The organism is Pseudomonas sp. BR20, from assembly GCF_050780135.1.
GTDB lineage: Bacteria > Pseudomonadota > Gammaproteobacteria > Pseudomonadales > Pseudomonadaceae > Aquipseudomonas.
In genome coordinates this window covers 1,295,702-1,318,892 of record NZ_CP172012.1, presented here as the reverse complement: position 1 = coordinate 1,318,892, position 23,191 = coordinate 1,295,702, and the positions used below count along the sequence as shown (strand labels likewise).

Annotated in this window: 19 protein-coding genes; 14 read left to right on the top strand and 5 right to left on the bottom strand. The window is 61.4% G+C overall.

All coding sequences use genetic code 11. The features are described from left to right. The 9 genes from algK (at position 1) to ACHPFG_RS05855 (ending at position 12,196) form a co-directional block, all read left to right on the top strand. On the top strand, positions 1–1,392 hold the full coding sequence (algK, locus tag ACHPFG_RS05895) for an alginate biosynthesis TPR repeat lipoprotein AlgK (RefSeq protein WP_431701819.1): 1,392 nt from the start codon (positions 1–3) through the stop codon (positions 1,390–1,392). Further along, positions 1,389–2,876, top strand: coding sequence for an alginate export family protein (locus ACHPFG_RS05890; RefSeq protein ID WP_431701818.1), 1,488 nt, complete (start codon positions 1,389–1,391; stop codon positions 2,874–2,876). Before algK ends, ACHPFG_RS05890 begins: the two co-directional genes overlap by 4 nt. After that, positions 2,876–4,444: a mannuronan 5-epimerase AlgG gene (algG, locus tag ACHPFG_RS05885; protein WP_431701817.1), complete on the top strand. Its 1,569-nt coding sequence runs from the start codon at positions 2,876–2,878 to the stop codon at positions 4,442–4,444. Before ACHPFG_RS05890 ends, algG begins: the two co-directional genes overlap by 1 nt. Positions 4,445–4,455: 11 nt before the next feature. Further along, positions 4,456–5,904, top strand: coding sequence for an alginate O-acetyltransferase (locus tag ACHPFG_RS05880; RefSeq protein WP_431703442.1), 1,449 nt, complete (start codon positions 4,456–4,458; stop codon positions 5,902–5,904). Between the two features lie 8 nt (positions 5,905–5,912). Beyond that, positions 5,913–7,022 (top strand): mannuronate-specific alginate lyase, encoded by a 1,110-nt coding sequence (locus ACHPFG_RS05875; RefSeq protein WP_090409225.1) that lies wholly within the window; start codon positions 5,913–5,915, stop codon positions 7,020–7,022. 218 nt (positions 7,023–7,240) lie between these two features. Next, the gene (locus ACHPFG_RS05870; RefSeq protein WP_053131362.1) at positions 7,241–8,773 is read left to right on the top strand and encodes an MBOAT family O-acyltransferase; all 1,533 of its coding nucleotides are present in this window, start codon (positions 7,241–7,243) and stop codon (positions 8,771–8,773) included. Positions 8,774–8,784: 11 nt separating this feature from the next. Next, positions 8,785–9,969, top strand: coding sequence for an alginate O-acetyltransferase (locus ACHPFG_RS05865; RefSeq protein WP_431701816.1), 1,185 nt, complete (start codon positions 8,785–8,787; stop codon positions 9,967–9,969). A 16-nt stretch (positions 9,970–9,985) separates the two neighbouring features. Next, positions 9,986–10,639 carry an alginate O-acetyltransferase AlgF gene (locus tag ACHPFG_RS05860; protein ID WP_431701815.1) on the top strand — a complete coding sequence of 218 codons (654 nt, stop codon included), beginning with the start codon at positions 9,986–9,988 and terminating at the stop codon, positions 10,637–10,639. A gap of 105 nt (positions 10,640–10,744) precedes the next feature. Further along, on the top strand, positions 10,745–12,196 hold the full coding sequence (locus ACHPFG_RS05855) for a mannose-1-phosphate guanylyltransferase/mannose-6-phosphate isomerase (RefSeq protein ID WP_027604735.1): 1,452 nt from the start codon (positions 10,745–10,747) through the stop codon (positions 12,194–12,196). 130 nt (positions 12,197–12,326) lie between these two features. Here ACHPFG_RS05855 and ACHPFG_RS05850 read toward each other — a convergent pair whose 3' ends face one another. After that, on the bottom strand, positions 12,327–12,794 hold the full coding sequence (locus ACHPFG_RS05850; protein WP_431701814.1) for a hypothetical protein: 468 nt from the start codon (positions 12,792–12,794) through the stop codon (positions 12,327–12,329). 203 nt (positions 12,795–12,997) lie between these two features. Here ACHPFG_RS05850 and ACHPFG_RS05845 point away from each other — a divergent pair, with 203 nt between their 5' ends. Genes ACHPFG_RS05845 through ACHPFG_RS05835 form a run of 3 tightly spaced genes read left to right on the top strand, consistent with a single transcriptional unit; the run spans position 12,998 to position 14,691 of the window. Then, the gene (locus ACHPFG_RS05845) at positions 12,998–13,462 is read left to right on the top strand and encodes a multidrug transporter (RefSeq protein ID WP_431701813.1); all 465 of its coding nucleotides are present in this window, start codon (positions 12,998–13,000) and stop codon (positions 13,460–13,462) included. A 14-nt stretch (positions 13,463–13,476) separates the two neighbouring features. Continuing rightward, positions 13,477–14,289, top strand: coding sequence for an SDR family oxidoreductase (locus tag ACHPFG_RS05840; RefSeq protein ID WP_431701812.1), 813 nt, complete (start codon positions 13,477–13,479; stop codon positions 14,287–14,289). Next, positions 14,290–14,691, top strand: a complete 402-nt coding sequence (locus tag ACHPFG_RS05835; RefSeq protein WP_431701811.1) for a DUF4440 domain-containing protein — start codon at positions 14,290–14,292, stop codon at positions 14,689–14,691. It begins immediately after the preceding gene. Positions 14,692–14,793: 102 nt separating this feature from the next. On the opposite strand, the gene ACHPFG_RS05830 is transcribed toward ACHPFG_RS05835, so the two are convergent. From ACHPFG_RS05830 to ACHPFG_RS05815, 4 genes are read right to left on the bottom strand one after another with little or no spacing between them, the layout of a single operon-like run. Then, complete coding sequence (locus ACHPFG_RS05830) at positions 14,794–15,654, bottom strand: efflux RND transporter periplasmic adaptor subunit (RefSeq protein ID WP_259192211.1); 861 nt, start codon at positions 15,652–15,654, stop codon at positions 14,794–14,796. A gap of 10 nt (positions 15,655–15,664) precedes the next feature. Beyond that, a complete protein-coding gene (locus tag ACHPFG_RS05825) occupies positions 15,665–15,865 on the bottom strand; it encodes a DUF1656 domain-containing protein (protein ID WP_017738673.1) in 201 nt (66 codons plus the stop codon). Further along, the gene (locus ACHPFG_RS05820) at positions 15,855–18,032 is read right to left on the bottom strand and encodes an FUSC family protein (protein WP_431701809.1); all 2,178 of its coding nucleotides are present in this window, start codon (positions 18,030–18,032) and stop codon (positions 15,855–15,857) included. Before ACHPFG_RS05820 ends, ACHPFG_RS05825 begins: the two co-directional genes overlap by 11 nt. 10 nt (positions 18,033–18,042) lie before the next feature. Next, entirely contained in the window at positions 18,043–19,554 is a 1,512-nt protein-coding gene (locus tag ACHPFG_RS05815) for an efflux transporter outer membrane subunit (protein WP_431701808.1), read from the bottom strand. A 230-nt stretch (positions 19,555–19,784) separates the two neighbouring features. Between ACHPFG_RS05815 and ACHPFG_RS05810 the strand changes: the two genes are divergently transcribed. Next, on the top strand, positions 19,785–21,974 hold the full coding sequence (locus ACHPFG_RS05810; RefSeq protein ID WP_431701807.1) for a hypothetical protein: 2,190 nt from the start codon (positions 19,785–19,787) through the stop codon (positions 21,972–21,974). Between the two features lie 96 nt (positions 21,975–22,070). Beyond that, a complete protein-coding gene (locus tag ACHPFG_RS05805) occupies positions 22,071–23,039 on the top strand; it encodes a LysR family transcriptional regulator (protein ID WP_027604744.1) in 969 nt (322 codons plus the stop codon). The last annotated feature ends 152 nt before the right edge of the window (positions 23,040–23,191 follow it).

The window sequence follows — 23,191 nt, the reverse complement described above, 5'->3', positions numbered from 1 at the left end:
ATGAGCGCCCTTCGAACCCTGCCCGTGCCCCTGGCGCTGGCCATCGCCCTCGCCGGTTGCGCCGGCCTGCCCGACCAACGCCTGGCCAATGAAGCGCTCAAGCGTGGCGACACCGTCACCGCGCAGCAGAATTACCAGCAACTGGCAGAGCTGGGTTACAGCGAGGCCCAGGTGGGCCTGGCCGATATCCAGGTAGGCACCCGCGATCCGGCGCAAATCAAACAGGCCGAGGCCACTTACCGTGCCGCGGCGGATACCTCGCCGCGTGCCCAGGCGCGTCTCGGTCGCCTGCTGGTGGCCAAGCCAGGCTCCACCGAAGCCGAACACCATGAAGCCGAAGGCCTGCTGAAAAAAGCCTTTGCCAATGGCGAAGGCAACACGTTGATCCCGCTGGCGATGCTGTACCTGCAATACCCGCACAGCTTCCCCAACGTGAATGCCCAGCAGCAGATCAGCAAGTGGCAGGCGGCCGGTTACCCGGAAGCCGGCCTGGCCCAGGTGCTGCTGTATCGCACCCAGGACACCTACGACCAGCATCTGGATGACGTTGAGCGCATCTGTAAGGCCGCGTTGAACACCACCGATATCTGCTACGTCGAGCTGGCCACGGTCTACCAGAAAAAAGCCGAGCCGGATAAACAGGCCGAACTGCTCAAGCAGATGGAAGCCGGCTACAGCCGCGGCACCGTCACCGCCCAACGCGTCGACAGCGTAGCCCGCGTACTGGGCGACGCCACGCTGGGCAAGACCGACGAGAAAACCGCCCAGGCCCTGCTGGAAAAAATCGCCCCCGGCTACCCGGCTTCCTGGGTCAGCCTGGCGCAACTGCTCTACGACTTCCCCGAACTGGGCGACGTCGACCAGATGATGAAGTACCTGGACAACGGCCGCGCCGCCGACCAGCCGCGCGCCGAGCTGTTGCTGGGCAAGCTCTACTACGAAGGCAAGTGGGTGCCGGCGGACGCCAAGGCGGCTGAAGCGCACTTCCAGAAAGCCGTGGGCCGCGAAGTGGCTGCCGACTACTACCTCGGCCAGATCTACCGCCGTGGTTACCTGGGCCAGGTCTATTCACAAAAAGCCCTGGACCACCTGCTGACCGCTGCGCGCAACGGCCAGAACAGCGCCGACTTCGCCATCGCCCAATTGTTTTCCCAAGGCAAGGGCACCAAGCCCGACCCATTGAATGCCTATGTCTTCAGCCAACTGGCTAAAGCCCAGGACACGCCAGAGGCCAATGACCTGGCCACGCAGCTCGAAGCCCCGCTCACACCGGAACAACGCGCCCAAGGCCAACGCCTGGTGCAACAGGAACTGGCCGCCCGCGGCACCCTGGCCCAGAGCACGCTGCAACTGCACGCCCTGGAAGAAGAAGACGGCGAGGAATCCCTATGAAGCTCAATCCATTCGTGCAGGCCGGCATCGGCCTGACCTTCGCCCTGCTGTGGTCGTGCCCGACCCTGGCCGCGCTGACCGAAGCCAAGAACTTCGGCCTGGAAGTCAAAGCCACCGCGCAGTCCGAAGATGACCGCGACCTCGGCACCCAGAAAGGCGGCGACGTCAACGGTGTCGGCCTCGACCTGCGCCCGTGGATCTACGGCGAAAGCGGCGCGTGGAGTGCCTACGCCATGGGCCAGGCGGTCGTGTCGAGCGACATCATCGAGACCGACACCCTGCAACAGTCGGCGGATGACGAGAACCAGCAAACCACCAACAACGACCGCAAGACCAAGAAAAACTACCTGGCCATGCGTGAGTTCTGGGTCGGCTACAGCGGCTTCACGCCCTACCCCGGCGAGATCCTCAAGCTCGGTCGCCAACGCCTGCGCAACGACGACGGCCAATGGCGCGACACCAACATCGAAGCGCTGAACTGGACCTTCGACACCACCCTGCTCAAGGCCAACGTCGGCGTCGCCGAACGTTTCAGCGAATACCGCACCGACCTCAAGGAACTGTCGCCCAAGGACAAGGACCGTCAGCACCTCTACGCCGACGCGTCCTACCAGTGGACGCCAGGCCAATGGATCGGCCTGCGTGGCCATCACACCCATGACAACGGCAAGCTCGACTACCCGGAACCGGGCGTGGCCACCGACTCCCTGGACAAGCGCGAGAACGGCGACCTGACCTGGCTCGGCATCGAAGCCAACAGCGACGCCTACAACTGGCGCAACACCAACACCGTCAACTACTGGGCCAGCATCACCGGCATGAAAGGCGACCGCGACTCGGTCAATGCCTTGAACGCCGACGGCACCCGTCCGACAGAGGCCAAGCGCAGCGATGACGTCAGTGGCTGGGCGACCGATCTGGGTATTCGCCTGCGTCTGGACCCGCAATGGCAAGTGGGTGCGGCCTATGCCCGCGCCAGTGCCGAGTACGAGCAGAACGGCCTGCAAAGCAACCGTTCGAACTTCACCGGCACCCAGTCCCGCGTGCACCGTTTCGGCGAAGCGTTTCGTGGCGAGATGAACAACATGCAGTCCATGAGCCTGTTCGGTTCCTGGCAACTGCGTGAGGACTATGACGCCAGCCTCGTGTACCACAAGTTCTGGCGTGTCGACGGCAACAAGCCGGTGGGCAGCAACGGCATCGACGCCGTGCAGAACAACACCGATGACGTGACCGGCGCGATCCTGTCCAGCACTTCCCTGCCGCTTGAAGACGGCAAGAAAGACCTGGGCCAGGAAATGGACCTGGTCGTCACCAAGTACTTCAAGACCGGCCTGCTGCCGGCCGCGCTCAGCCAGTCGATCGACGAGCCGTCGGCCCTGGTGCGTTTCCGTGCAGGTGTGTTCAAACCGGGTGACGCTTACGGCAGCCAGGTCGACTCGTACATGCATCGCGCGTTTGTCGACGTGATCTGGAAATTCTGATGGGAGCCTGTGCAATGAATGCTCAAAGCCTACTCGTCGCGGCAATGCTGATGGCCAGTGCCACAGCGTTCGCCGATACGGCGGCCAAGGCGCCGACCATCGCCAAGGAACTGCAACAGGCCAAGACCTACACCATTTCCAGCCCGCCGACCGCGCCGCTGGAAATGGCCAAGCCAGCCCTGCCGGACCTGTCGGGCTACACCGCCGCAGCGATGGAAAAGAAGATCGTACGCACCAAGCCCGGCAAGATCAGCATCCGCCGCATGATGCAGGAAGACGCCCTCAAGGACTTTATCGGCGGCGACAACAAGATGGCCGAATGGGTGGTGCGCCAGCACGGCATTCCCCAGGCGATCTTTGTCGACGACGGTTACATGAACCTCAAGGACCTGCTCGGCAAAGTGCCCAAGCAGTACTTCAGCGAAACCTCGCCGGGCGTGTTCCTGGCCAAGTTGCCGATCGTGGTCGGCCGCAAGGGCATCCTGGACATCGACAAGCAGACCAAAGAACTGCGCCTGTCCCAGGAAGCCGGTTCGTTCCTGATCAACGACGGCCAGCTCTTTGTGCGTGACACCCAGATCACCGGCTGGAAAGAGAAGGCCAACGGCCCGGCGACCTTCCAGTCGCCCAAGGAATTCCGCCCGTTCCTGCTGGCCTGGGGCGGTACCGAAACCTACATCTCCAAGACCAAGATGGCCAGCTTCGGCTATGCCAACAGTAAGTCGTACGGGGTGAGTATTTCCCAGTACACGCCGAACATGGCCAAGGTGCTCAAGCGCCCTGAGCCGACCGGTTGGATCATCGACTCCGAGTTCTCGGACATGTGGTACGGCTTCTACTGCTACGAGACCACGGGCTTCGTGATCAAGGGCAATACCTACAAAGACAACATCGTCTACGGCATTGACCCCCATGACCGTTCCCACGGCCTGATCATCGCGGACAACACCGTCTACGGCACCAAGAAAAAGCACGGCATCATCATTTCCCGGGAAGTGAACGACAGCTTCATCTTCAACAACCGCAGCTACGACAACAAGCTTTCGGGCCTGGTGATCGACCGTAACAGCGTCAACAACCTGATCGCCGACAACGAGATCTACCGCAACCACACCGACGGCATCACCCTCTATGAGAGCGGCGACAACCTGCTGTGGGGCAACAAGGTGATCAGCAACCGTCGCCACGGCATCCGGATTCGTAACAGCGTGAACATCAAGCTGTACGAAAACACTTCGATGGCCAACGGCCTGACCGGCGTGTACGGCCACATCAAGGATTTGACCGATACCGACCGCGACATCGCCCTCGACCCGTTCGACGCCAAGGTCTCGCTGATCGTGGTCGGCGGTGAGTTGGCGGGTAACGGCAGCGGGCCGCTGTCCATCGACTCGCCATTGAGTATCGAGCTGTACCGCGTGTCGATGCTGGCGCCGACCAAATCCAGCGGCATCAGCTTCTCCGGCGTGCTGGGCGATCGTCAGGAAGAAATTCTCGACCTGCTGGTGCGCCAGCAGAAAGCCGTGCTGATCGACCCTGTCGAACGCCAGACCGAAATGCAGGACTGAGGATGACCCTTATGCACCCACACATGATCAAACTGCTGAGCCTCTCGGGTCTGACCCTCGGCCTGCTCGCGGCCAGCCAGGGCGTGCGCGCCGACGAAATCAAGGCGCCGACTTTCACTGCCGAACCGTGCTGCAGCCTGTGCCCGGCCGCCCACGACGCGAAGAACTACACCACGCGCTACCAGCAGAACTTCACCACCCTGGTGCAAGCCCAGGGCGACTGGCTGTTCCGTACCCAGGAAGACCTGCGCACCGAATTCGACACCAGCCCTTCCGGCTACAAGCGCATGCAGCAGTTACACGATGCGTTCAAGGCCAAGGGCGTGGAACTGGTGGTGGTCTACCAGCCGACCCGTGGCCTGGTGAACCGCAACAAGCTCAACCCTGCGGAAAAAGCCTCGTTCGATTTCGACAAAGCCCTGGGCAACTACAAGACCATGCTCGGCCGTTTCGCCAAGATGGGCTACGTGGTGCCGGACCTGTCGCCGTTGACCAATGAGCAGCTGCCGGACGAACTGCCGGCCCATGATTTCTACTTCCGCGGTGACCAACACTGGACCCCGTACGGCGCCCAGCGCACGGCGAAAATCGTCGCGGCCAAGGTCAAGCAAATGCCTGAGTATGCCGAGATTCCCAAGCGCGAATTCGAGACCAAGCGCTCCGGGCGCATGGGCAAGACCGGCACCCTGCACAACATGGCCGGGCAACTGTGCGGCACCAGCTACGCGATCCAGTACATGGACCAGTTCACCACCGAGCCGAAAGGCGAAGCCGGTGATGGCGACCTGTTCGGCGATTCGGGCAACCCGCAGATCACCCTGGTGGGCACCAGCCACAGCGGCAAGAACTACAACTTCGCCGGGTTCCTGGAAGAAGAAATCGGCGCCGATATCCTCAACGTCGCCTTCCCCGGCGGTGGCCTGGAAGGTTCGATGATCCAGTACCTGGGCAGCGACGAATTCCAGAAGAGCCCGCCGAAAATCCTTATCTGGGAGTTCTCGCCGCTGTATCGCCTGGACCAGGAGACCATCTACCGCCAGATGATGTCGCTGCTCGACAACGGCTGCGAAGGCAAGACCGCGCAGATGACTGCGAGCACAACATTGAAACCCGGCAAGAACGAATTGATGGTTAACAGTTCGAACAAAGACCTGCGTAATGCCAATCACCAGGTTGATATCCGCTTCGCCGACCCGTCGGTGAAAACCTTGCAAGCCACCCTCTGGTACATGAACGGGCGCCACGAGGACATCAAGATCGAGAAACCCGAAACATCCGATACAGACGGGCGTTTCGCCTTTGAACTGCGCACCGATGAAGACTGGGCCTCGCAGAACTTGCTGGCCGTGGAAGTACAGGGCCCCGAAGCGGGCGCTGCCGCGCAGAAGGTCGAAGCGAAAATTTGCACACGCAACGTATTCCCAAGCGGCGGTCAGAAGACTGCCTCACTCGGGCAATGAGGTTACTTATGCAGAAGTTATTGATTCCATCGTTGCTGGGCCTGGCGATCTTCGCCGGTGCAGCCAACGCCGCCGCGCCACTGCGCCCGCCCCAGGGCTATTTCGCACCGATTGAAGCGTTCAAGACCGGCGACTTCAAGAATGACTGCGATGCCATGCCGGCGCCTTACACCGGCTCGCTGCAATTTCGCAGCAAGTACGAAGGCTCCGACAAGGCCCGTTCCACGCTGAATGTTCAGTCGGAAAAAGCCTTCCGCGACAGCACCGCCGACATCACCAAGCTGGAAAAAGACACCAGCAAGCGCGTGATGCAGTTCATGCGCGACGGTCGTCCGGAGCAGCTGGAATGCACGCTCAACTGGCTGACCAGTTGGGCCAAGGCCGATGCGCTGATGTCCAAGGACTTCAACCACACCGGCAAGTCCATGCGCAAATGGGCCCTGGGCAGCATGGCGTCGGCCTATGTACGCCTGAAGTTCTCCGACTCGCACCCGTTGGCCAATCACCAGCAGGAATCGCAACTGATCGAAGCCTGGTTCAACAAACTGGCCGATCAGGTGGTGAGCGACTGGGACAACCTGCCGCTGGAAAAAACCAACAACCACTCCTACTGGGCCGCCTGGTCGGTGATGGCAACCTCCATCGCCACCAACCGTCGCGACCTGTTTGATTGGGCCGTGAAGGAATACAAGGTCGGCGTGAACCAGGTCGACGACCAAGGCTTCCTGCCGAACGAGTTGAAACGTCAGCAGCGTGCCCTGTCGTACCACAACTACGCCCTGCCGCCGCTGTCGATGATCGCCAGTTTTGCCCTGGTCAACGGTGTGGACCTGCGCCAGGAAAACAACAGCGCGCTCAAGCGCCTGGGCGACAAAGTGCTGGCCGGGGTCAAGGACCCGGAGATCTTCGAACAGAAGAACGGCAAAGAGCAGGATATGAAGGACCTGAAGGAGGACATGAAGTATGCCTGGCTCGAACCGTTCTGCACCCTCTACACCTGCGCGCCGGATGTGATCGAGCGCAAGCACGGGATGCAGCCGTTCAAGACCTTCCGCCTCGGGGGTGACCTGACCAAGGTCTACGACCCGGCGCATGAAAAAGGCAACAAAGGTTCCTGAGCGAACTCGGTAAAAAATGTGGGAGGGGGCTTGCCCCCGATAGCAGGGGGTCATTCAACACAGATGGCGACTGTTACACCGCCATCGGGAGCAAGCCCCCTCCCACATTTTTGAGCCGGTTTCGTCAGTAGGAATGTTGTACCGCCCTCCCCGTTTTTTCGTGGGGGGTTTGGGGGGGCTCTGGCCCTTGACTGTTGGTTAAACATGGAGAGATCGGGATGGTTTTCTCGTCCAATGTGTTCCTGTTTCTGTTCTTGCCGATCTTTCTCGGCTTGTACTACTTGAGCGGGCAACGCTATCGCAACCTGCTGCTGCTGTTGGCCAGCTACGTGTTCTACGCCTGGTGGCGAGTGGACTTCCTGGCGCTGTTTGCGGCCGTCACGCTGTGGAACTACTGGATCGGCCTCAAGGTCGGTGCCGCCGGCGTGCGCACCAAGCCGGCCCAGCGCTGGCTGCTGCTCGGCGTGGTGGTCGACCTGTGCATCCTCGGCTACTTCAAGTACGCCAACTTCGGCGTCGACAGCATCAACGTGATGATGAAGTCGGCGGGCCTGGAGCCGTTTATCCTCACCCACGTGCTGCTGCCGATCGGGATCTCGTTCTACATCTTCGAGTCCATCAGCTACATCATCGACGTGTACCGTGGCGATACCCCGGCGACCCGCAACCTCATCGACTTCGCGGCGTTCGTGGCGATCTTCCCGCACTTGATCGCCGGCCCGGTGTTGCGTTTCCGCGACCTGGCCGACCAGTTCAATAACCGCACCCACACCCTCGACAAGTTCTCCGAGGGCTGCACGCGGTTCATGCAGGGTTTCATCAAGAAGGTCTTCATCGCCGACACCCTGGCGGTGGTGGCCGACCACTGCTTCGCCCTGCAAAACCCCACCACCGGCGATGCCTGGCTGGGGGCGCTGGCCTACACCGCGCAGTTGTACTTCGACTTCTCCGGCTACAGCGACATGGCGATCGGCCTGGGCTTGATGATGGGTTTCCGCTTCATGGAAAACTTCAAGCAGCCGTACATCAGCCAGTCGATCACCGAGTTCTGGCGCCGCTGGCACATCAGCTTGTCCACCTGGCTGCGTGACTACCTGTACATCACCCTGGGCGGCAACCGTAAAGGCACGCTGACCACCTACCGCAACCTGTTCCTGACCATGCTGCTCGGTGGCCTGTGGCACGGTGCGAACATCACCTACATCGTGTGGGGTGCCTGGCACGGCATGTGGCTGGCGATTGAAAAAGCCATCGGCCTCAACACCGCACCACGCAGTTTCAACGTCCTCCGCTGGGCTTTCACTTTCCTGCTGGTTGTGATGGGCTGGGTGATCTTCCGCTCCGAAAACCTGCACGTCGCCGGCCGTATGTACGGTGCGATGTTCAGCTTTGGCGAGTGGTCGCTGTCGGAACTCAACCGCGCCAACCTCACCGGCCTGCAAGTGGCAACCCTGGTGGTGGCGTACGCAACGTTGGCGTTCTTCGGCCTGCGCGACTTCTACACCAACCGCCCTGCCGAGAAAACCAAGCCGGCCGACCCGAGCCTGATCAAGGCCGTGCCGGGCGACAACCCAGGCAGCATCCACGAGCCAGGTTTCACCGTAGGTCGCGACGCTGCCGTGCAACCGGCCTACTGGACCGCTGACTGGCCACGCTACGCCATGCGCGCTGCGGTGCTGCTGCTGTTCGTGGCGTCGATTCTCAAACTGTCGGCGCAGAGTTTCTCGCCGTTCCTTTACTTCCAATTCTGAGGGAGCCGACCATGACCCGTTCATTACGCGTCCTCTATATCGGCCTGTTCCTGGTGGTGCTGCTGTCCCTGGGTGCCTGGTCGCTGCGCAGCTTCCTGGGCTTCAGCACCAACGCCGACGCGACCGTGCTCAACGGTCGCTGGACCAAGGCCGTCGAGACCCATTACGACGAGGAGTTCCCGATCAAGCGATTGGGCACCAACCTCTGGGCCGCGCTGGACTACAAGCTGTTCAATGAAGGCCGCCCTGGCGTAGTGCTGGGCCGCGATCACTGGCTGTACAGCGACGAGGAGTTCAACCCCGCCGTCAACGAAGACCAGAACCTTGAAGGCAACTACGCGCTGGTCGAAGGCGTACGCCAGAAGCTCAAGGCCCAGGGCATCCAGTTGGTGATGGCGATCGTGCCGGCCAAGGTGCGCCTGTACCCGGAACACTTGGGTGAAGTGAAACCGGCGAGCATCCACGCCAACCTGTACCAGGACTTCCACGCCCGTGTCGCCGCCGACAAGATCATCGCCCCGGACCTGCTCGGCCCGCTGCAACAGGCCAAGCTAAGCGGCAAGCAAGTGTTCCTGCGCACCGACACCCACTGGACCCCGGATGGCGCCGAAATCGCCGCCAAGCAGTTGGCTCAAACCATCGCCGACAAGACCCCGCTCCACGGCGAGCCGCAGCGTTTTGTCACCGAGGCCGAGAAGACCGAGCCGCATAAAGGCGACCTGCGTCTGTTCCTGCCCCTGGACCCGCTGTTCGAAAACCTGATGCCGCCGAAGGAGCCGCTGCAAAAACGCGTCACGCACCTGGCCGAAACCAAAGGCGACGACGCGCTGTTCAGCGACAGCGAAACCCCGGTGGCACTGGTGGGCACCAGCTACAGCGCCAACCCCAACTGGAATTTCGTCGGCGCCCTCAAGCAAGCCCTGGGCAGCGACGTGGTCAGCTACGCCGAAGACGGACACGGCCCGATCCTGCCGATGCTCAGCTACCTGAAAAGTGACGACTTCAAGAACAGCCCGCCACAGGTGCTGATCTGGGAGTTTCCTGAACGTTATCTGCCCGTGAACAACGAAATCGGTGATGCCGACCCATCGTGGGTTGCGCAACTTAAACAAGCCGGTTCGCGCCAACAAAACATGGCAATCAACACCCCAGCTAAAAACCCAAAATCCGAGACGCCCGACCGGGCGCAAAACTGAAAGAGAGGTAACTCACATGACTTTCACTACTACTCCGCGTCGTCTCGCTAAGACTCTGGCCCTGGCTGCCGGTATGAGCTTGGTATCCCTGTCCGCCTTCGCCGGTGACGCTGCCTTGTACGGCCCAGTCGCACCGAAAGGCTCAAGCTTCGTGCGTGTCTACAACGCCTCCAACCAGGAAGTCAGCGCCACTGTCGGCAGCACCAACCTCAGCGAAGTGGCCCCGCTGGCCAGCAGCGACTTCAGCTTCATGCCCGGCGGCGACTACAGCGCCAAGATCGGCAGCCAGACCGTGCCGGTCAAACTCGCCGCCGATCACTACTACACCCTGGTCAATAACAGCAGCGGCCAGCCACAGCTGATCGAAGAACCGCCGTTCAAGAACAAGCAGAAATCCCTGGTGCGCGTGCAGAACCTGAGCGACAAGGCCCTGACCTTGAAGACCGCCGACGGCAAGACCGACGTGGTCAAGTCGGTGGCCGCCAAAGGCCGTGGCGAACGTGAAATCAACCCGGTGAAGGTGAGCCTGGCGCTGTATGACGGCGACAAGAAAGTCGGCGACGTCAAGCCGGTGGCCCTGGAACGCGGTGAAGCAGCGGTGCTGTACGTGACCGGTTCGGGCTCGAGCATTTCGCCAGTCTGGGTAAAACGTCCGGTGTCGACCCGCTGAATGAATTTTCCGGGCCGGCTGCGGCCGGCCCGGACACGAGACAAAAACAAGAGTGAAACGACAAACCTTCGTAGCTCTGACCCAAATTGATTCAAGGAGAAACACATGATCCCAGTAATCCTTTCCGGTGGTAGCGGCTCACGTCTTTGGCCGCTTTCCCGTAAACAGTTCCCAAAACAATTCCTGGCCCTGACCGGCGAGCACACGCTGTTCCAGCAAACCCTGGAACGCCTGGTGTTCGAAGGCATGGACTCCCCGATCGTGGTCTGCAACAAGGACCATCGCTTCATCGTCAACGAGCAACTGGCCAACCGTAAACTGGAGTGCCAACGCATCCTGATGGAACCCTTCGGCCGCAACACCGCGCCGGCCGTGGCCCTCACCGCGATGATGCTGGTCAACGAAGGCCGCGATGAACTGATGTTGGTGCTGCCGGCCGACCACGTGATCGACGACCAAAAAGCCCTGCAACGTGCCCTGGCCCTGGCCACCGTGGCCGCCGAGCGTGGCGAGATGGTGCTGTTCGGCGTGCCGGCGACCCGTCCGGAAACCGGCTACGGCTACATCAAGTCCACCAACGATTCGCTGCTGCCGGAAGGCGTGAGCCGCGTGCAGCAGTTCGTGGAAAAACCCGATGAAAAACGCGCCGTCGAGTTCGTCAAAAGCGGCGGTTACTTCTGGAACAGCGGCATGTTCCTGTTCCGCGCCAGCCGCTTCCTGGAAGAGCTGAAAAAGCACGATCCGGACATCTACGACACCTGCGTGCTGACCCTGGAACGCAGCCAGCAAGACGCCGACACCGTGACCTTCGACGAAGCCACCTTCGCCTGCTGCCCGGACAACTCCATCGACTACGCCGTGATGGAAAAAACCCAGCGCGCCTGCGTAGTACCGTTGAGCGCCGGTTGGAGCGACGTGGGTTGCTGGGCTTCGCTGTGGGCGGTCAACGATAAAGACGCCAACGGCAACGTCACCAAGGGCGACGTGGTGATCCAGGACAGCAAGAACTGCATGATCCACGGCAACGGCAAGCTGGTATCGGTGATCGGCCTGGAAAACATCGTCGTGGTGGAAACCAAGGACGCGATGATGATTGCCCACAAGGACAAGGTCCAGGGCGTCAAGCAGATGGTCAACACCCTCAACGAACAGGGCCGCAGCGAAACCCAGAACCACTGCGAAGTCTATCGTCCGTGGGGCTCCTATGACTCGGTGGACATGGGCGGCCGCTTCCAGGTCAAGCACATCTCGGTCAAGCCGGGCGCGTGCCTGTCGTTGCAGATGCACCACCACCGCGCCGAACACTGGATCGTGGTCAGCGGCACCGCCGAAGTCACCTGTGACGAGAACGTGTTCCTGCTTTGCGAGAACCAGTCCACCTACATCCCGATCGCCTCGGTGCACCGCCTGCGCAACCCGGGCAAGATCCCGTTGGAGATCATCGAAGTGCAATCGGGCAGCTACCTGGGCGAAGACGATATCGAGCGGTTTGAAGATATCTATGGTCGCTCGACCCCGGTTGAACGTGGCGTGTCGGTGAAAACTATCGCGCAGTAAAACAGTCGTAAAAAGAAGCCCTCGCCCAGCCCATTGCGTCCCCTATCCGCAGTGGGTTGGGTGGGGGCTTTTTCGTTCAATGCCCGTCAAAGCGTACCGACGAACCAGGGCATGCTGTCATGCCTGGTTTTTAACGAGCCCAGTTACGCGGGGCAAAGGCGTTATAGTTGCCATCTTCTTTGGGTTCAGCATTTTTGTAGGTGTTCTTGCCAATTTTCTCGGCAGCTTTGCCCCCCCACATAAGAACCGAACCTGCGACTTTCGAGGAAACGCCACCCGAGCCTGCCAGCTGTTTACCGGCCACTTTTGCCGCCGCACCACCCACCGCCAAGACTGCCCCAAAAGCTTTATCTTTAGTCGAATCATTGATGTGAAGCGCCATGGATGGCAAAAAATGCGAACGGACCTGATGGTTGATACCTTGCAGTACAGTTTGCTTCAAGCTAGTGAGCCCCAGACTTTGCATACGAGGTCCCGAGCGCGATTCGCTGGGGTCGGCACCCGCTTGAGTGACGTTTGCCGAGTGACTGGGTGCCGCTGCGGAAGCGGATACATTGAGGGGGGTGGACAGGCTTACAGCAGCGTCTGAAACGTTCATAAAATAGTTCACCTGGTATAAGTGTGAGGTTGAGCTCCCTCATGGATCAGCCAAGCCTCCTTGCACAAACTCTGTGGAAAACTATTCAAATCAGTTCCCAGTATCGTCGGATGTATAACTGCCTACGAGGAAAAAGCCCCCCACGATAGGCAACCGGGTTAACCCGCGAGTAGGATGTTTTATCCCTGTGCGAGGTTGTTGTTATGTTCTTCGGTGTTTTGCTGATCATCACCTGGCTGATCCTCCTGCTGCGCTACCCGGCCAAAGCCCTTCCGGTTTCCCTCGCCGCCTTGGCTGGCCTGGGTTGCGTAGCCGTTTGGGTGGTCTGGCTGGACAACCGTGAAGCCTCACAACTGGCGCGCCTGGAACTGCGCATCACCTACGCCCCGCAGGAATGCCCGGCCGACCGACCGCTCAAGCTGACCCTGAACAACGGCAACGACGTGCCCCTCACCGAACTGCGCTGGCGCGTCGCCGCCTATGCACCGGGCGACACCGTCAACCTGGCCGACAACGTCTACGCCGCTCCACGCTATCGCGGCCCCGGCGAGTTGCAGGCCGGTGCCACCTGGGACGATTGCCTGCCCACCCCGCCGCTGCGCCCCGGCTACCGCCCGCAAACCCTGGAATTTCGTGCCGAGCACCTGCAAGGCAGTTTCTCGGACTGACAAAGGACTGATCCATGCCCAACGTACTCATCACCGGTTGCTCCAGCGGTATTGGCCGCGCCCTGGCCGATGCCTTCAAATCCGCCGGTTTCAACGTGTGGGCCAGCGCCCGCCGCCCGGAAGACGTCACCGCCCTCGCCGCCGCGGGTTTCAATGCAGTCGAACTCGACGTCAACGACAGTGCGGCGTTACAGCGCCTGGCCGAACAACTGGGCGAGCTGGATGTGCTGGTCAACAATGCCGGCTACGGCGCCATGGGCCCGCTGCTCGATGGCGGCACCGAAGCGATGCAGCGCCAGTTCGAGACCAATGTATTTTCCATCGTCGGCGTGACCCAGACGCTGTTCCCGCACCTGCGCCGCAGCAAAGGCCTGGTGGTGAATATCGGCAGCGTTTCCGGCGTACTGGTCACGCCGTTTGCCGGCGCCTACTGCGCCTCCAAGGCGGCGGTGCATGCGTTGAGTGATGCATTGCGCATGGAGCTGGCACCCTTTGGTATCCGAGTGATGGAAGTGCAGCCCGGCGCCATCGATACAAGCTTTGCAAAAAATGCCGGCGCCCAGGCCGAGCTGTTGATCAACGAAAAATCGCCGTGGTGGCCATTGCGCGAGGGCATTCGCGCACGCAGCCAGGCCTCTCAGGACAAGCCCACCCCGGCCGGCGTGTTTGCAGCGGATGTGCTCAAGGCGGTGCAACAACCACAGCCGCCGCGCCTGTTGCGTTCGGGCAATGGCAGCCGGGCGTTGCCGTTGATGGCGGCGTTGTTGCCCAAGGGATTATTGGAAGCCGTGTTGAAAAAACGCTTTGGTTTGAATGGGAGTTTGTAAATGATCGACTACAGCGATTTTTTTGAAGAAGTGATCCAGACCCACGTCGAGATCGAACAATGGTTTTCCGGGAGCGCCCCCGAAGGCACTCTGCAAAATCTACTTGCCCGCTTCTCTCCCGAATTCAGCATGATCGCCCCCGCTACCGGCGCACGCGTCAATGCAGCCGGGGTCAATGCCCTGTTCACTCGCCTGGGCGGCATGCGCTCCGGGTTGAAAATCACCTTGAGTGAAATGACCGGGATTGACCGGCATGCACGCGGGGCCACGGTGACTTATCGCGAGCATCAGATCGATGCCAGCGGCACCCAGACAGATCGTCGCGCCACGGTAGTGTTTGAAAAGCAGGCCAGCGGTGCGCTGCTGTGGCGTCATCTGCATGAAACATTTATCAAGGCCTGACTCGGTCAAATGTGGGAGGGGGCTTGCTCCCGATTGCGGTGATTCAGTCAACGTATCAAGTGACTGATACTCCGCAATCGGGAGCAAGCCCCCTCCCACATTTCAGTTAGGCGTTTGGTTAACGATCACCGTGCAGGTAATCCCCGCTGCCAACAGCACCCCCTCCGGCACTTCATCAATGTGAATCCGCACCGGCACCCGCTGGGCCAGGCGCACCCAGTTGAAGGTCGGGTTCACATCGGCGATCAGCTCACGACTCTCCGGGTTGTCGCGGTCGTAGATGCCGCGCGAGATGCTTTCTACGTGCCCCTTCAACGTCTCGCCGCTCATCAGCTGCATGTCGGCTTTGTCACCCACCTTCACATGGGGCAACTTGGTTTCTTCGAAGAAGCCATAGACCCAGAACGAGTTCATATCGACCACGGCCATCTTGGCTTCGCCGATGCGTGCGTAGTCGCCGCGATGCACGTTGAGATTGGTGACGTAGCCGTCCACCGCCGCCACGACCTGGGTGCGTTTCAAGTTGAGTTCGGCCGCTTCGAGTTGCGCCAGCGCGTGCTGGTAATCCGCCAGGGCCGAGTCGGCGATGTTGCTGGCGTCGTCGCGGTTTTCCTTGGAGATCACCAGGGCGTCGAGGTCGGCGCGGCGGTGGGCGTTGACCTTGCGCATTTCCCAGGTGGCTTTGCGCGAGGCGACCAGGGACTGCGCCTGCTTGACCGCGATGCGGTAGTGCTCGGGGTCGATCTGCATCAGCAGGTCGCCCTTTTTCACCAACTGGTTATCGCGCACCGGCACGTCGACCACTTCGCCGGTGACGTCGGCGGCCACGTTGATGATGTCGGCGCGCACCCGGCCGTCGCGGGTCCACGGCGTTTCCATGTAGTGCACCCACAACGTGCGGCCAATCCAGATCGCCAAAGCCAGTACCAGCAAGGTCGCGAGCAGGCTGAAAAACTTTTTCATCGGGGCATTCTCAACGGTAGACGGTCAGCGCCAGGGCGCCGAACAGGCAAACGAACAGGCTCAGGCGCAGCAACGCCGGGTGCCAGAAAAAACGGTACAGGTCGAACCCGGCCAGAAAGCGGTCCAGGGCCCAGGCCAGCACGGCCGCGATCAGGAACATGAGAGTCATGGTCGGCATATAGATGCCGTGGAATGCGATTTCACGAGGCATTCGGGATTCCTTTGAGGGCCGCCAGCGGTGATTGCGGGTCCAGCAACGAGGTGCGGATAAAGTGCAGGTAGCTTTTCACCCGGCGCAGGGCCGAGGTGTCGAAGTGTGGGGCGAAGGGTTCGTCGGTGGCCTGCACGCGGCTGATCGCGTGGTCGACGGCGATCAGGCCACGCTCCAGGTTGCTGGCGCTGGGTTGCAGGAACAGTCGCACCAACGAGCGGCCCATCACCCGGATCGCCTGGCGCCAGGGCTGGGATTCGGCATAGGCCGGATGCACCGGCAGGATCGCCTGTTCCTTGCGCAACTCGATGATCGCGTGACCGACTTCCAGCACCACAAACATCCAGCGCAGCAAGTCGCGTTGCACTTGCGGCTGGCCGACAGCGAGGCCGTAGGCCTGGTGCAGCAGGTCACGGGTGCGGCTTTCGAAACTCGACGCCAACCCCTTGAGCTTGCCGCTGATGGCATACACCACCTGCTCGCGCAGGTCCTGCTCCAGGCGGCGCCACAGCCAGCGGCTGTTGGGCGGCAGGATGATCGCCCCCGCCGCCGCGCACACCAGCATGCCAATGATCATGGCGATGTAGTCGTTGATAAAGGTGTAGGGGTTGTAGACCGTGAGGTTGTCCGGCACCGAGCCGGTGCTGAAGAAAATCAGCAAGCCCACGCCAACCCCGGCGTATTGCGGGCGTGAGGCGAGGAAAGCACCGAGGATGATCACCGGCGCAAGCATCACGCACAACAGCGGGAAGCCGTCGATCCACGGGAACACGAAGAACATGTCGACAAAGCCCACCAACGCGCCGATCAAGGTGCCGCAGGCCATCTGGAACGCCATGCGCTTGGGGTTGGGTGTGGCGGCGGACAAGCCGACGGTTGCGGCGGCGATCAAGGTCATGGTGGCGCCGCTGGGCCAGGCCGTGGCCACCCAATAGCTGCCCAGCACAATCAGGATGAACGACGCGCGAATCCCCGAGGCGGCGCAGGCCAGCCAGTTGGTTTTCGGGCTGAAGGTTTCGTCCCATTGCTCCCGTGCATGGCTGTGATCAGCCAGGGATGCATGGGTTAGCGCGTAGTTGTGCAGGTCATCGACGAAGCGGTAGAGCAGTTCATAAGCGGTGTGAAAATCCAGCTGTTCGGCTTCACTCGGGCTGCCCTCCTGGAAGGTCGCACGCAGGCTGCGCACTTTGGCGGGCAGGCTGTCCTTGTAGGCACTGAGTTGGTTGACCAACCGCGCGGCATCGGGGCTGGTGAGGGCACGACCGGAAAAGCCGTCGAGCACTTCGGCCAGGTCCTGCAGGCCCGGTTTGATCGCCGCCACCACATGATCCGCGGAGTCCCTGCGCAGGCGTTCGAGCAACTGGTGCAAGGCATTGAAACGCGTGGTGATACTCATGAACTCGCTGTTGAGGCGACTGAGCCGACCGTTGCGCCGGCGCATGTGCGGGTCTTCGAACACCGTGAGGCTGCGCAGCCCTTCCAGGCCCACGGCCTCGGCGATAAAGCGCACGTTGCTGGCCTCGAACCCTTCACGCTGGCTGCGCCCACGCAGGCCGTCGGTGACAAACAACGCGAACACACCAAAACGCTGATAGAGCGCGTTGCGCATCGCGGCACTGGACGTCTGCGGCAGGATCGCCGCGCTGACCAGGGTGGAACACAGGATCCCCAGGGAGATTTCCAGCACCCGCCATACCGCCGCCATAAAGGCGCCATCCGGATGGGCCAGGGCCGGCAGGCCGACCATCGCTGCCGTATACCCCGCGAGCACGAAGCCGTAGGCGCGAAAGTTACGGTTGCGTGTCGCGCCAGCGGTGCAAATGCCGACCCAGATCGCCAGCGCCCCCAGGAACAACTCGGTGTTCTGCGCAAACAACGCGATCAACAACACCATCACCGCCGACCCCGCCAGGGTGCCGAGGAAACGATAGAAGCTCTTGGCGAACACCTGGCCGCTCTGGGGTTGCATCACGATAAATACGGTGATCATCGCGGTGCGCGGTTGCGGCAGTTCCAGGCGCATCGCCAGCCACAGCGTGAGGAACGCGGCGATCAGCACCTTGAAGATGTACACCCAGGTCACGCCGTCGCTGCGTGCCCAGTCAAAAAAACCACGGCGCCACTCAAGGGAATGCAGCCAGCGCAGCGGTGCAGGCAAGGGAGTCATTAAATCCTACTCAGTGGTCAAACACGGCAAGCGCCGCCGGGGTCTTGCTCGGGAGGGTCTTGGCGTCTTGCGGTACGTCTTTGCCGGCGTCGAGGCCGCCACCCAGTGCGGTCACCAGTTCGGCATGGGCGCCAAGCCGCGCGGCCTGTACCTGTTGCTCGATCTGTTGTTGGCGAAACAGCAGGGTCTGGGCATTGAGCACATTGAGGTAATCGGTCAGGCCGCGCTGGTAGGCGATCATCGCGATGTCGTAGGTCTTTTGCGCCGAGGCCACCGACTGCGCGGCAAACGAAGCTTGCTTGTCCATGGACTCGCGGCGGATCAACTGGTCGCTGATGCCCTTGAGCGCATTGACCAGGGTCTGGTTGTAGTGCGCCACGGCGATGTCATAGCCGGCGCTGGCCTCACCCAGCTCGGCACGCAGGCGACCGCCGTCGAAGATCGGCAAGCTGATCGCCGGGCCGACGGTGTAGTTGAATTTCTTGCCGGCGAGAAACGCCAGCATGCCGCCGCCGGTGGCCATGTAGCCGAGGCTGCCGACCAGGTCGACGTTAGGGTAGAAACCGGCGTGGGCGACATCGATGCCACGGGCTTGCGCCGCGACCTGCCAACGGCTGGCAACCACATCCGGGCGTTGGCCGAGCAATTGCGCGGGCAGGCTCGAGGGCAGTTTCAGCGGTGCGGCAAGGGACAGCGTCGGACGTTGCAACGTCGCGCCCTCCCCCGGCCCCTTGCCGGCCAACGCCGCCAACTGGTTACGGCTCAGGGCGATTTCTTCGTCCAGGGCATCCAATTGGCGATGGGTTTCCGGCAGCGGTGTTTCGGCCTGGCTCACGTCGAAATGGGTGCCGATGCCGGCGTCCAGGCGTTTGTTGGCCAGGTCAAGGATCTGCTGTTGCTGGGCCAGGGTCGCCGCGACGATATCGCGGTTGGCGTAATGCAGCGACAGCTGGATATAGGCGCGCACCACGTTGTTCTGCAGCTCAAGCTGGGCCTGGCGGGCTTCGGCCGCGCTCATGTGGGCCAGGTCGACGGCACGCTCGGTGGCGTTGCTTTCGCGGCCCCACAGGTCGAGGGCGTAGCTCAAACCCAGGGACGCATTGTTGTCCCAGGTGTTGGCACCGCTCAATTCACCCGGGCCGTAGAACTGATCCTTGGGCCAATTGTGGCGTTTGAGGGTGGTATCACCGTTGATCTGCAGCGACTCGGCCGACTCGGCAACCCCGGCCATGGCGCGCGCTTCCCGCACTCGTGCGGCGGCCATGGCCATGCTTGGGCTGCTTTGGGTGGCGAGTTCGACCCAGCGGTTGAGCTGAGGGTCGCCATAGGCCTGCCACCATTGTGCGGTGGGCCAGTGGGCGTCCTGGGCGGCGCTGCGGATCGCTTCGTCGGTGGCCAGGGTAGTGGCATTGAGGGCCTGGCCTTGGGGGGCGATTCCTCCGGTTCCGATGCAGCCGCTGATTGCTAACGATAAAGCCCAAACACTGAGAGCCTTCAGCTCTCTGTTGATGCGACGCGGCACGGCGAACGAATTCCTGAGGTGGTGTTGCAGGGAGAGGTGGCGCAATTCTAGGCGGCGGCACGGAGGACGATAAGCAGGTATTCCTGTGATTCTTTATTACCGTTCCAGCGACAATCCCGGTTCGACGGGCGTGTGGTTCGGATATTTATCCAGGCATCTGCATACTTGCCCTACATCGATCCGCGTAACCGCGCACCAGAGTAGTCAGCCGACTGCCCCCGGAGCGCCTCATGCTTTCAGCCCTCAATACGCGGTTGTCGACACAAGAGAGCGTCGATGCTCTGCGCAGGCAGCTGCACCTCGATCCTGTGGCTCTGCGTCCCGGGATGCTGCCTCTACAAAGGGATGTGCGCTGGATCGCCGACAAGATTCTGGAAAAGCTCACCCCTCTTGCAGGCTACCCTCGCGACCAGTTGGCAATAGAGGCGCTCCACCACAGACTGTCCAACGGCCCTCCAAGCCTGGAAGTGTCGGTTGAGGCGTTACCTGACTTGTACGCATTTTTCAAAAAGGCCGAACACGTGCTCAGCCGTCATCGATCTCGTCAAAACCCGGACATCGAGGCCGATTACACACTGTGTCGTGCGCTCAAATGGCAGTTTCGCGCAGCCGTCAGCGAGGGCAACCACCAGCGCCTGACGCACAATCTGCTGCAGTCGCTGAGCTATATCCGCGACGGCGGCGAACGGATCAACCATCGTCATATCGGCTACGACATTGCCCTGGAATCGACGCGACAGATCAGTGCCGGGCCGCATCTGGCTGCCGACTCTCGCTTGGCAACCACGGCAGATCAGCGGATCAAGAGCACGCGCATCATTGCCCTGCAGGGCAAATTGAAATCAACGCTGTCACAACCGAGCGAGTCCCGGTCTCGCGCCCAACTTGGCCTTGGCTATGTATCGTCTCGCGAGTACTCGAGCCTGGAGCACTACGCCGATGCCCGCAGCCATTCTGTACGCACGTCGCTGAGCGAGAGCATCGGGCGCACCGCCAATAACTTGCGCAACCTGGTGAGTGACAGCTGCAACCTGCAAAGGCACTGCGCTTACTCAGCACAGAGCCAACCCTATGTCAGGGATACGCTTGCCCGCGCAGACCTGGTCGACGTTGAACTGCCCTGCCTGCATCCCCCCTCCCAACCAGTCATGACCGAAAGGGGCATCGCCCTGACTATGCGAGGCAAGGTGGCGGTCGACTTCTTCAATTTCCTGAATGTGCACACCACGATCGAACTCACTTTGCAGCGCACCCGGCAACATAAAGCACTGGATATTCTCGGCTTGCACGAAATGTCCACGGTGCTGGCGAAGCAGCAACTGGTCTCTCTCAAGCGTCCCGATGACAGCCCCACGGCCCTGTTGAATGACATGAAAAACCATGTCATTTCCAGCAGCCGGCAATTCACCCGGAGCGTCAGCAAGCCCGTGCCGGCGTCCAAGTTGAACGCCGCCCTGCACACAAGCAACCGACAGGCCAGGTCACTGCTGGAACGGTATGTACTGCTCAAGACCGACTCACGCCTGGACACGCACCTGGACCGCGAAATACGCGCGCTGATCCAGCGCAACCCTGTGCTGCTTCGCCCCGAAGCGTTAAGGACCTACACGCTGACAGCCCAGGCGCAAACACTGTCAGGCTCAGCAGGGGTCACGGCTTCGTCACGGGCCGAGGCAGGCGGTAAAGGGGTGTCCATCGAATTCAGCCATCGCAAGAGTGATGACCCGCATCTGAGTGGCGATTACCTGACGATCGACATCGCAGCGCTCAAGTCCGTGGCGGTGGTACAAAAAACGCTGCGGCACGCATTGTCATCCATCGGAGACCAGGCGTTCGACTGGGAAAAGCTGGTCCGTTCGATCAGTGAATCGCTGCTCGATCCTGCCAGACCTTCGTCTACCCATGTGCTGGTAAAAATCAAGCACGGCGAACCCGTGGTATTACTCACGCGCCATACGATGAACAAACAGCGCAACCTGGGACTGCCCAAGCCCGTTGAACAGTTCAGCGGCATTGATGTGCAGTCTCTGCGCACACGGCAAACCTTGGGTACCGAACGACTGGGCACCGACTCGCTGGATCATGTTTTACCCATCGCTCGCCGCTATCTGGGAAACCCTGATGAGAAGCCGGGTTGGGACAATTATGTACAGCGCCACGCCGATGACTTTCACGCGTTACTCGACGCCCTCGGCCGGCCGTCACACGGTACAACGCTGGCGGCCGATCTCGACGCGATCAAACGCATCAGCCCGGCACTCGAACGGGCGGCTGAAGACCTGACCCGGCAGGCCAACGCCGCCCTTGAAGCGCCTACCGCCGAACACCGCGCCAGTGCACGGGAGGCATTCAATCACCTGCTGCGGGAATACCTGCCGCACTATGAGGCGAAAGTCAGTCAGGCCTGGACCTTATCCTGAGCCTGCGCCAGCAATGTCCAGGCGGAGCGCGCCCAGCGGATGCACACCTGCGCGCAACTTCATGTCACAATTTGGCATCTCCCCTGAGAACTCTCCATGGACACTTTGCAAAACATGCGCGCCTTCAGTTGCGTGGCCGAAGCCGGCAGCTTCACCGCCGCCGCCGCGCAACTGGACACCACCACCGCCAACGTCTCGCGCGCGGTCTCCAACCTTGAGGCCCATCTGCAAACCCGCTTGCTCAACCGCACCACCCGCCGCATAGCCCTCACCGAGGCAGGTAAACGCTACCTGCTGCGCTGCGAGCAGATCCTGGCCTACGTCGAAGAAGCCGAAGCCGAAGCCAGCGATGCCCACGCTCGCCCCGCCGGGCAGCTGAAAGTGCACACCATGACCGGCATCGGCCAGCATTTCGTCATCGACGCAATTGCCCGCTACCGCCGCACCCACCCGGACGTGACCTTCGACCTGACCCTGGCCAACCGCGTGCCGGACCTGTTGGACGAGGGCTACGACGTGTCCATCGTGCTGGCCAGCGAACTGCCGGACTCGGGCTTCGTCTCCCAACGCCTGGGCATCACCTACAGCATCGCCTGCGCCTCGCCGGACTACGTCAAGGCCAAGGGCTGCGCGCAACGTCCCCAGGACTTGCTCAACCACGCCTGCCTGCGCCTGGTCAGCCCGGTGATCCAGTTGGACAAGTGGACCTTCAACGGCCCCGAAGGCCAGGAGAGCGTGGCGATCAATACATCGCCGTTCCTGGTCAACTCGGCCGACGCGATGAAAACCGCGATCACCAGCGGCATGGGCGTCGGCCTGTTGCCGGTGTATGCGGCCATCGAAGGCCTGCGCAACGGCACATTGGTGCGGGTCATGCCCACCTACCGTTCCCAGGAACTGAACCTGTACGCCATCTACCCCTCGCGCCAGTACCTGGATGCGAAGATCAAGACCTGGGTGGAATACCTGCGCGGCTCGCTGCCTGAGATCCTGGCGGCGCACCAGGCAGAGCTGGTGGCGTATGAGTTGAGCGGCAGCCTGAGCGGTGCGCGGCTGGCGAACTGATTTCTACCAGGCGATACAGGTCAAATGTGGGAGTGGGCTTGCCCCCGATGGCAGTGGATCGGTCAATACATCTGGCGACTGACGCACCGCTATCGGGAGCAAGCCCCCTCCCACATTTTTCCCTGCCCACTTTAGGTCTGCAGTGTCCTGAC

What these genes read in the sequence shown, in the direction of transcription:
- ACHPFG_RS05870 (WP_053131362.1), top strand. Translation starts at nt 7,241, where the DNA reads ATGGTTTTCTCGTCCAATGTGTTCCTGTTTCTGTTCTTGCCGATCTTT.
- algK (WP_431701819.1), top strand. Translation starts at nt 1, where the DNA reads ATGAGCGCCCTTCGAACCCTGCCCGTGCCCCTGGCGCTGGCCATCGCC.
- ACHPFG_RS05890 (WP_431701818.1), top strand. Translation starts at nt 1,389, where the DNA reads ATGAAGCTCAATCCATTCGTGCAGGCCGGCATCGGCCTGACCTTCGCC.
- ACHPFG_RS05830 (WP_259192211.1), bottom strand. Translation starts at nt 15,654, where the DNA reads ATGAAAAAGTTTTTCAGCCTGCTCGCGACCTTGCTGGTACTGGCTTTG.
- ACHPFG_RS05845 (WP_431701813.1), top strand. Translation starts at nt 12,998, where the DNA reads ATGTTCTTCGGTGTTTTGCTGATCATCACCTGGCTGATCCTCCTGCTG.
- ACHPFG_RS05855 (WP_027604735.1), top strand. Translation starts at nt 10,745, where the DNA reads ATGATCCCAGTAATCCTTTCCGGTGGTAGCGGCTCACGTCTTTGGCCG.
- ACHPFG_RS05805 (WP_027604744.1), top strand. Translation starts at nt 22,071, where the DNA reads ATGGACACTTTGCAAAACATGCGCGCCTTCAGTTGCGTGGCCGAAGCC.
- ACHPFG_RS05810 (WP_431701807.1), top strand. Translation starts at nt 19,785, where the DNA reads ATGCTTTCAGCCCTCAATACGCGGTTGTCGACACAAGAGAGCGTCGAT.
- ACHPFG_RS05820 (WP_431701809.1), bottom strand. Translation starts at nt 18,032, where the DNA reads ATGACTCCCTTGCCTGCACCGCTGCGCTGGCTGCATTCCCTTGAGTGG.
- ACHPFG_RS05865 (WP_431701816.1), top strand. Translation starts at nt 8,785, where the DNA reads ATGACCCGTTCATTACGCGTCCTCTATATCGGCCTGTTCCTGGTGGTG.
- ACHPFG_RS05880 (WP_431703442.1), top strand. Translation starts at nt 4,456, where the DNA reads ATGCACCCACACATGATCAAACTGCTGAGCCTCTCGGGTCTGACCCTC.
- algG (WP_431701817.1), top strand. Translation starts at nt 2,876, where the DNA reads ATGGGAGCCTGTGCAATGAATGCTCAAAGCCTACTCGTCGCGGCAATG.
- ACHPFG_RS05840 (WP_431701812.1), top strand. Translation starts at nt 13,477, where the DNA reads ATGCCCAACGTACTCATCACCGGTTGCTCCAGCGGTATTGGCCGCGCC.
- ACHPFG_RS05835 (WP_431701811.1), top strand. Translation starts at nt 14,290, where the DNA reads ATGATCGACTACAGCGATTTTTTTGAAGAAGTGATCCAGACCCACGTC.
- ACHPFG_RS05860 (WP_431701815.1), top strand. Translation starts at nt 9,986, where the DNA reads ATGACTTTCACTACTACTCCGCGTCGTCTCGCTAAGACTCTGGCCCTG.
- ACHPFG_RS05850 (WP_431701814.1), bottom strand. Translation starts at nt 12,794, where the DNA reads ATGAACGTTTCAGACGCTGCTGTAAGCCTGTCCACCCCCCTCAATGTA.
- ACHPFG_RS05825 (WP_017738673.1), bottom strand. Translation starts at nt 15,865, where the DNA reads ATGCCTCGTGAAATCGCATTCCACGGCATCTATATGCCGACCATGACT.
- ACHPFG_RS05875 (WP_090409225.1), top strand. Translation starts at nt 5,913, where the DNA reads ATGCAGAAGTTATTGATTCCATCGTTGCTGGGCCTGGCGATCTTCGCC.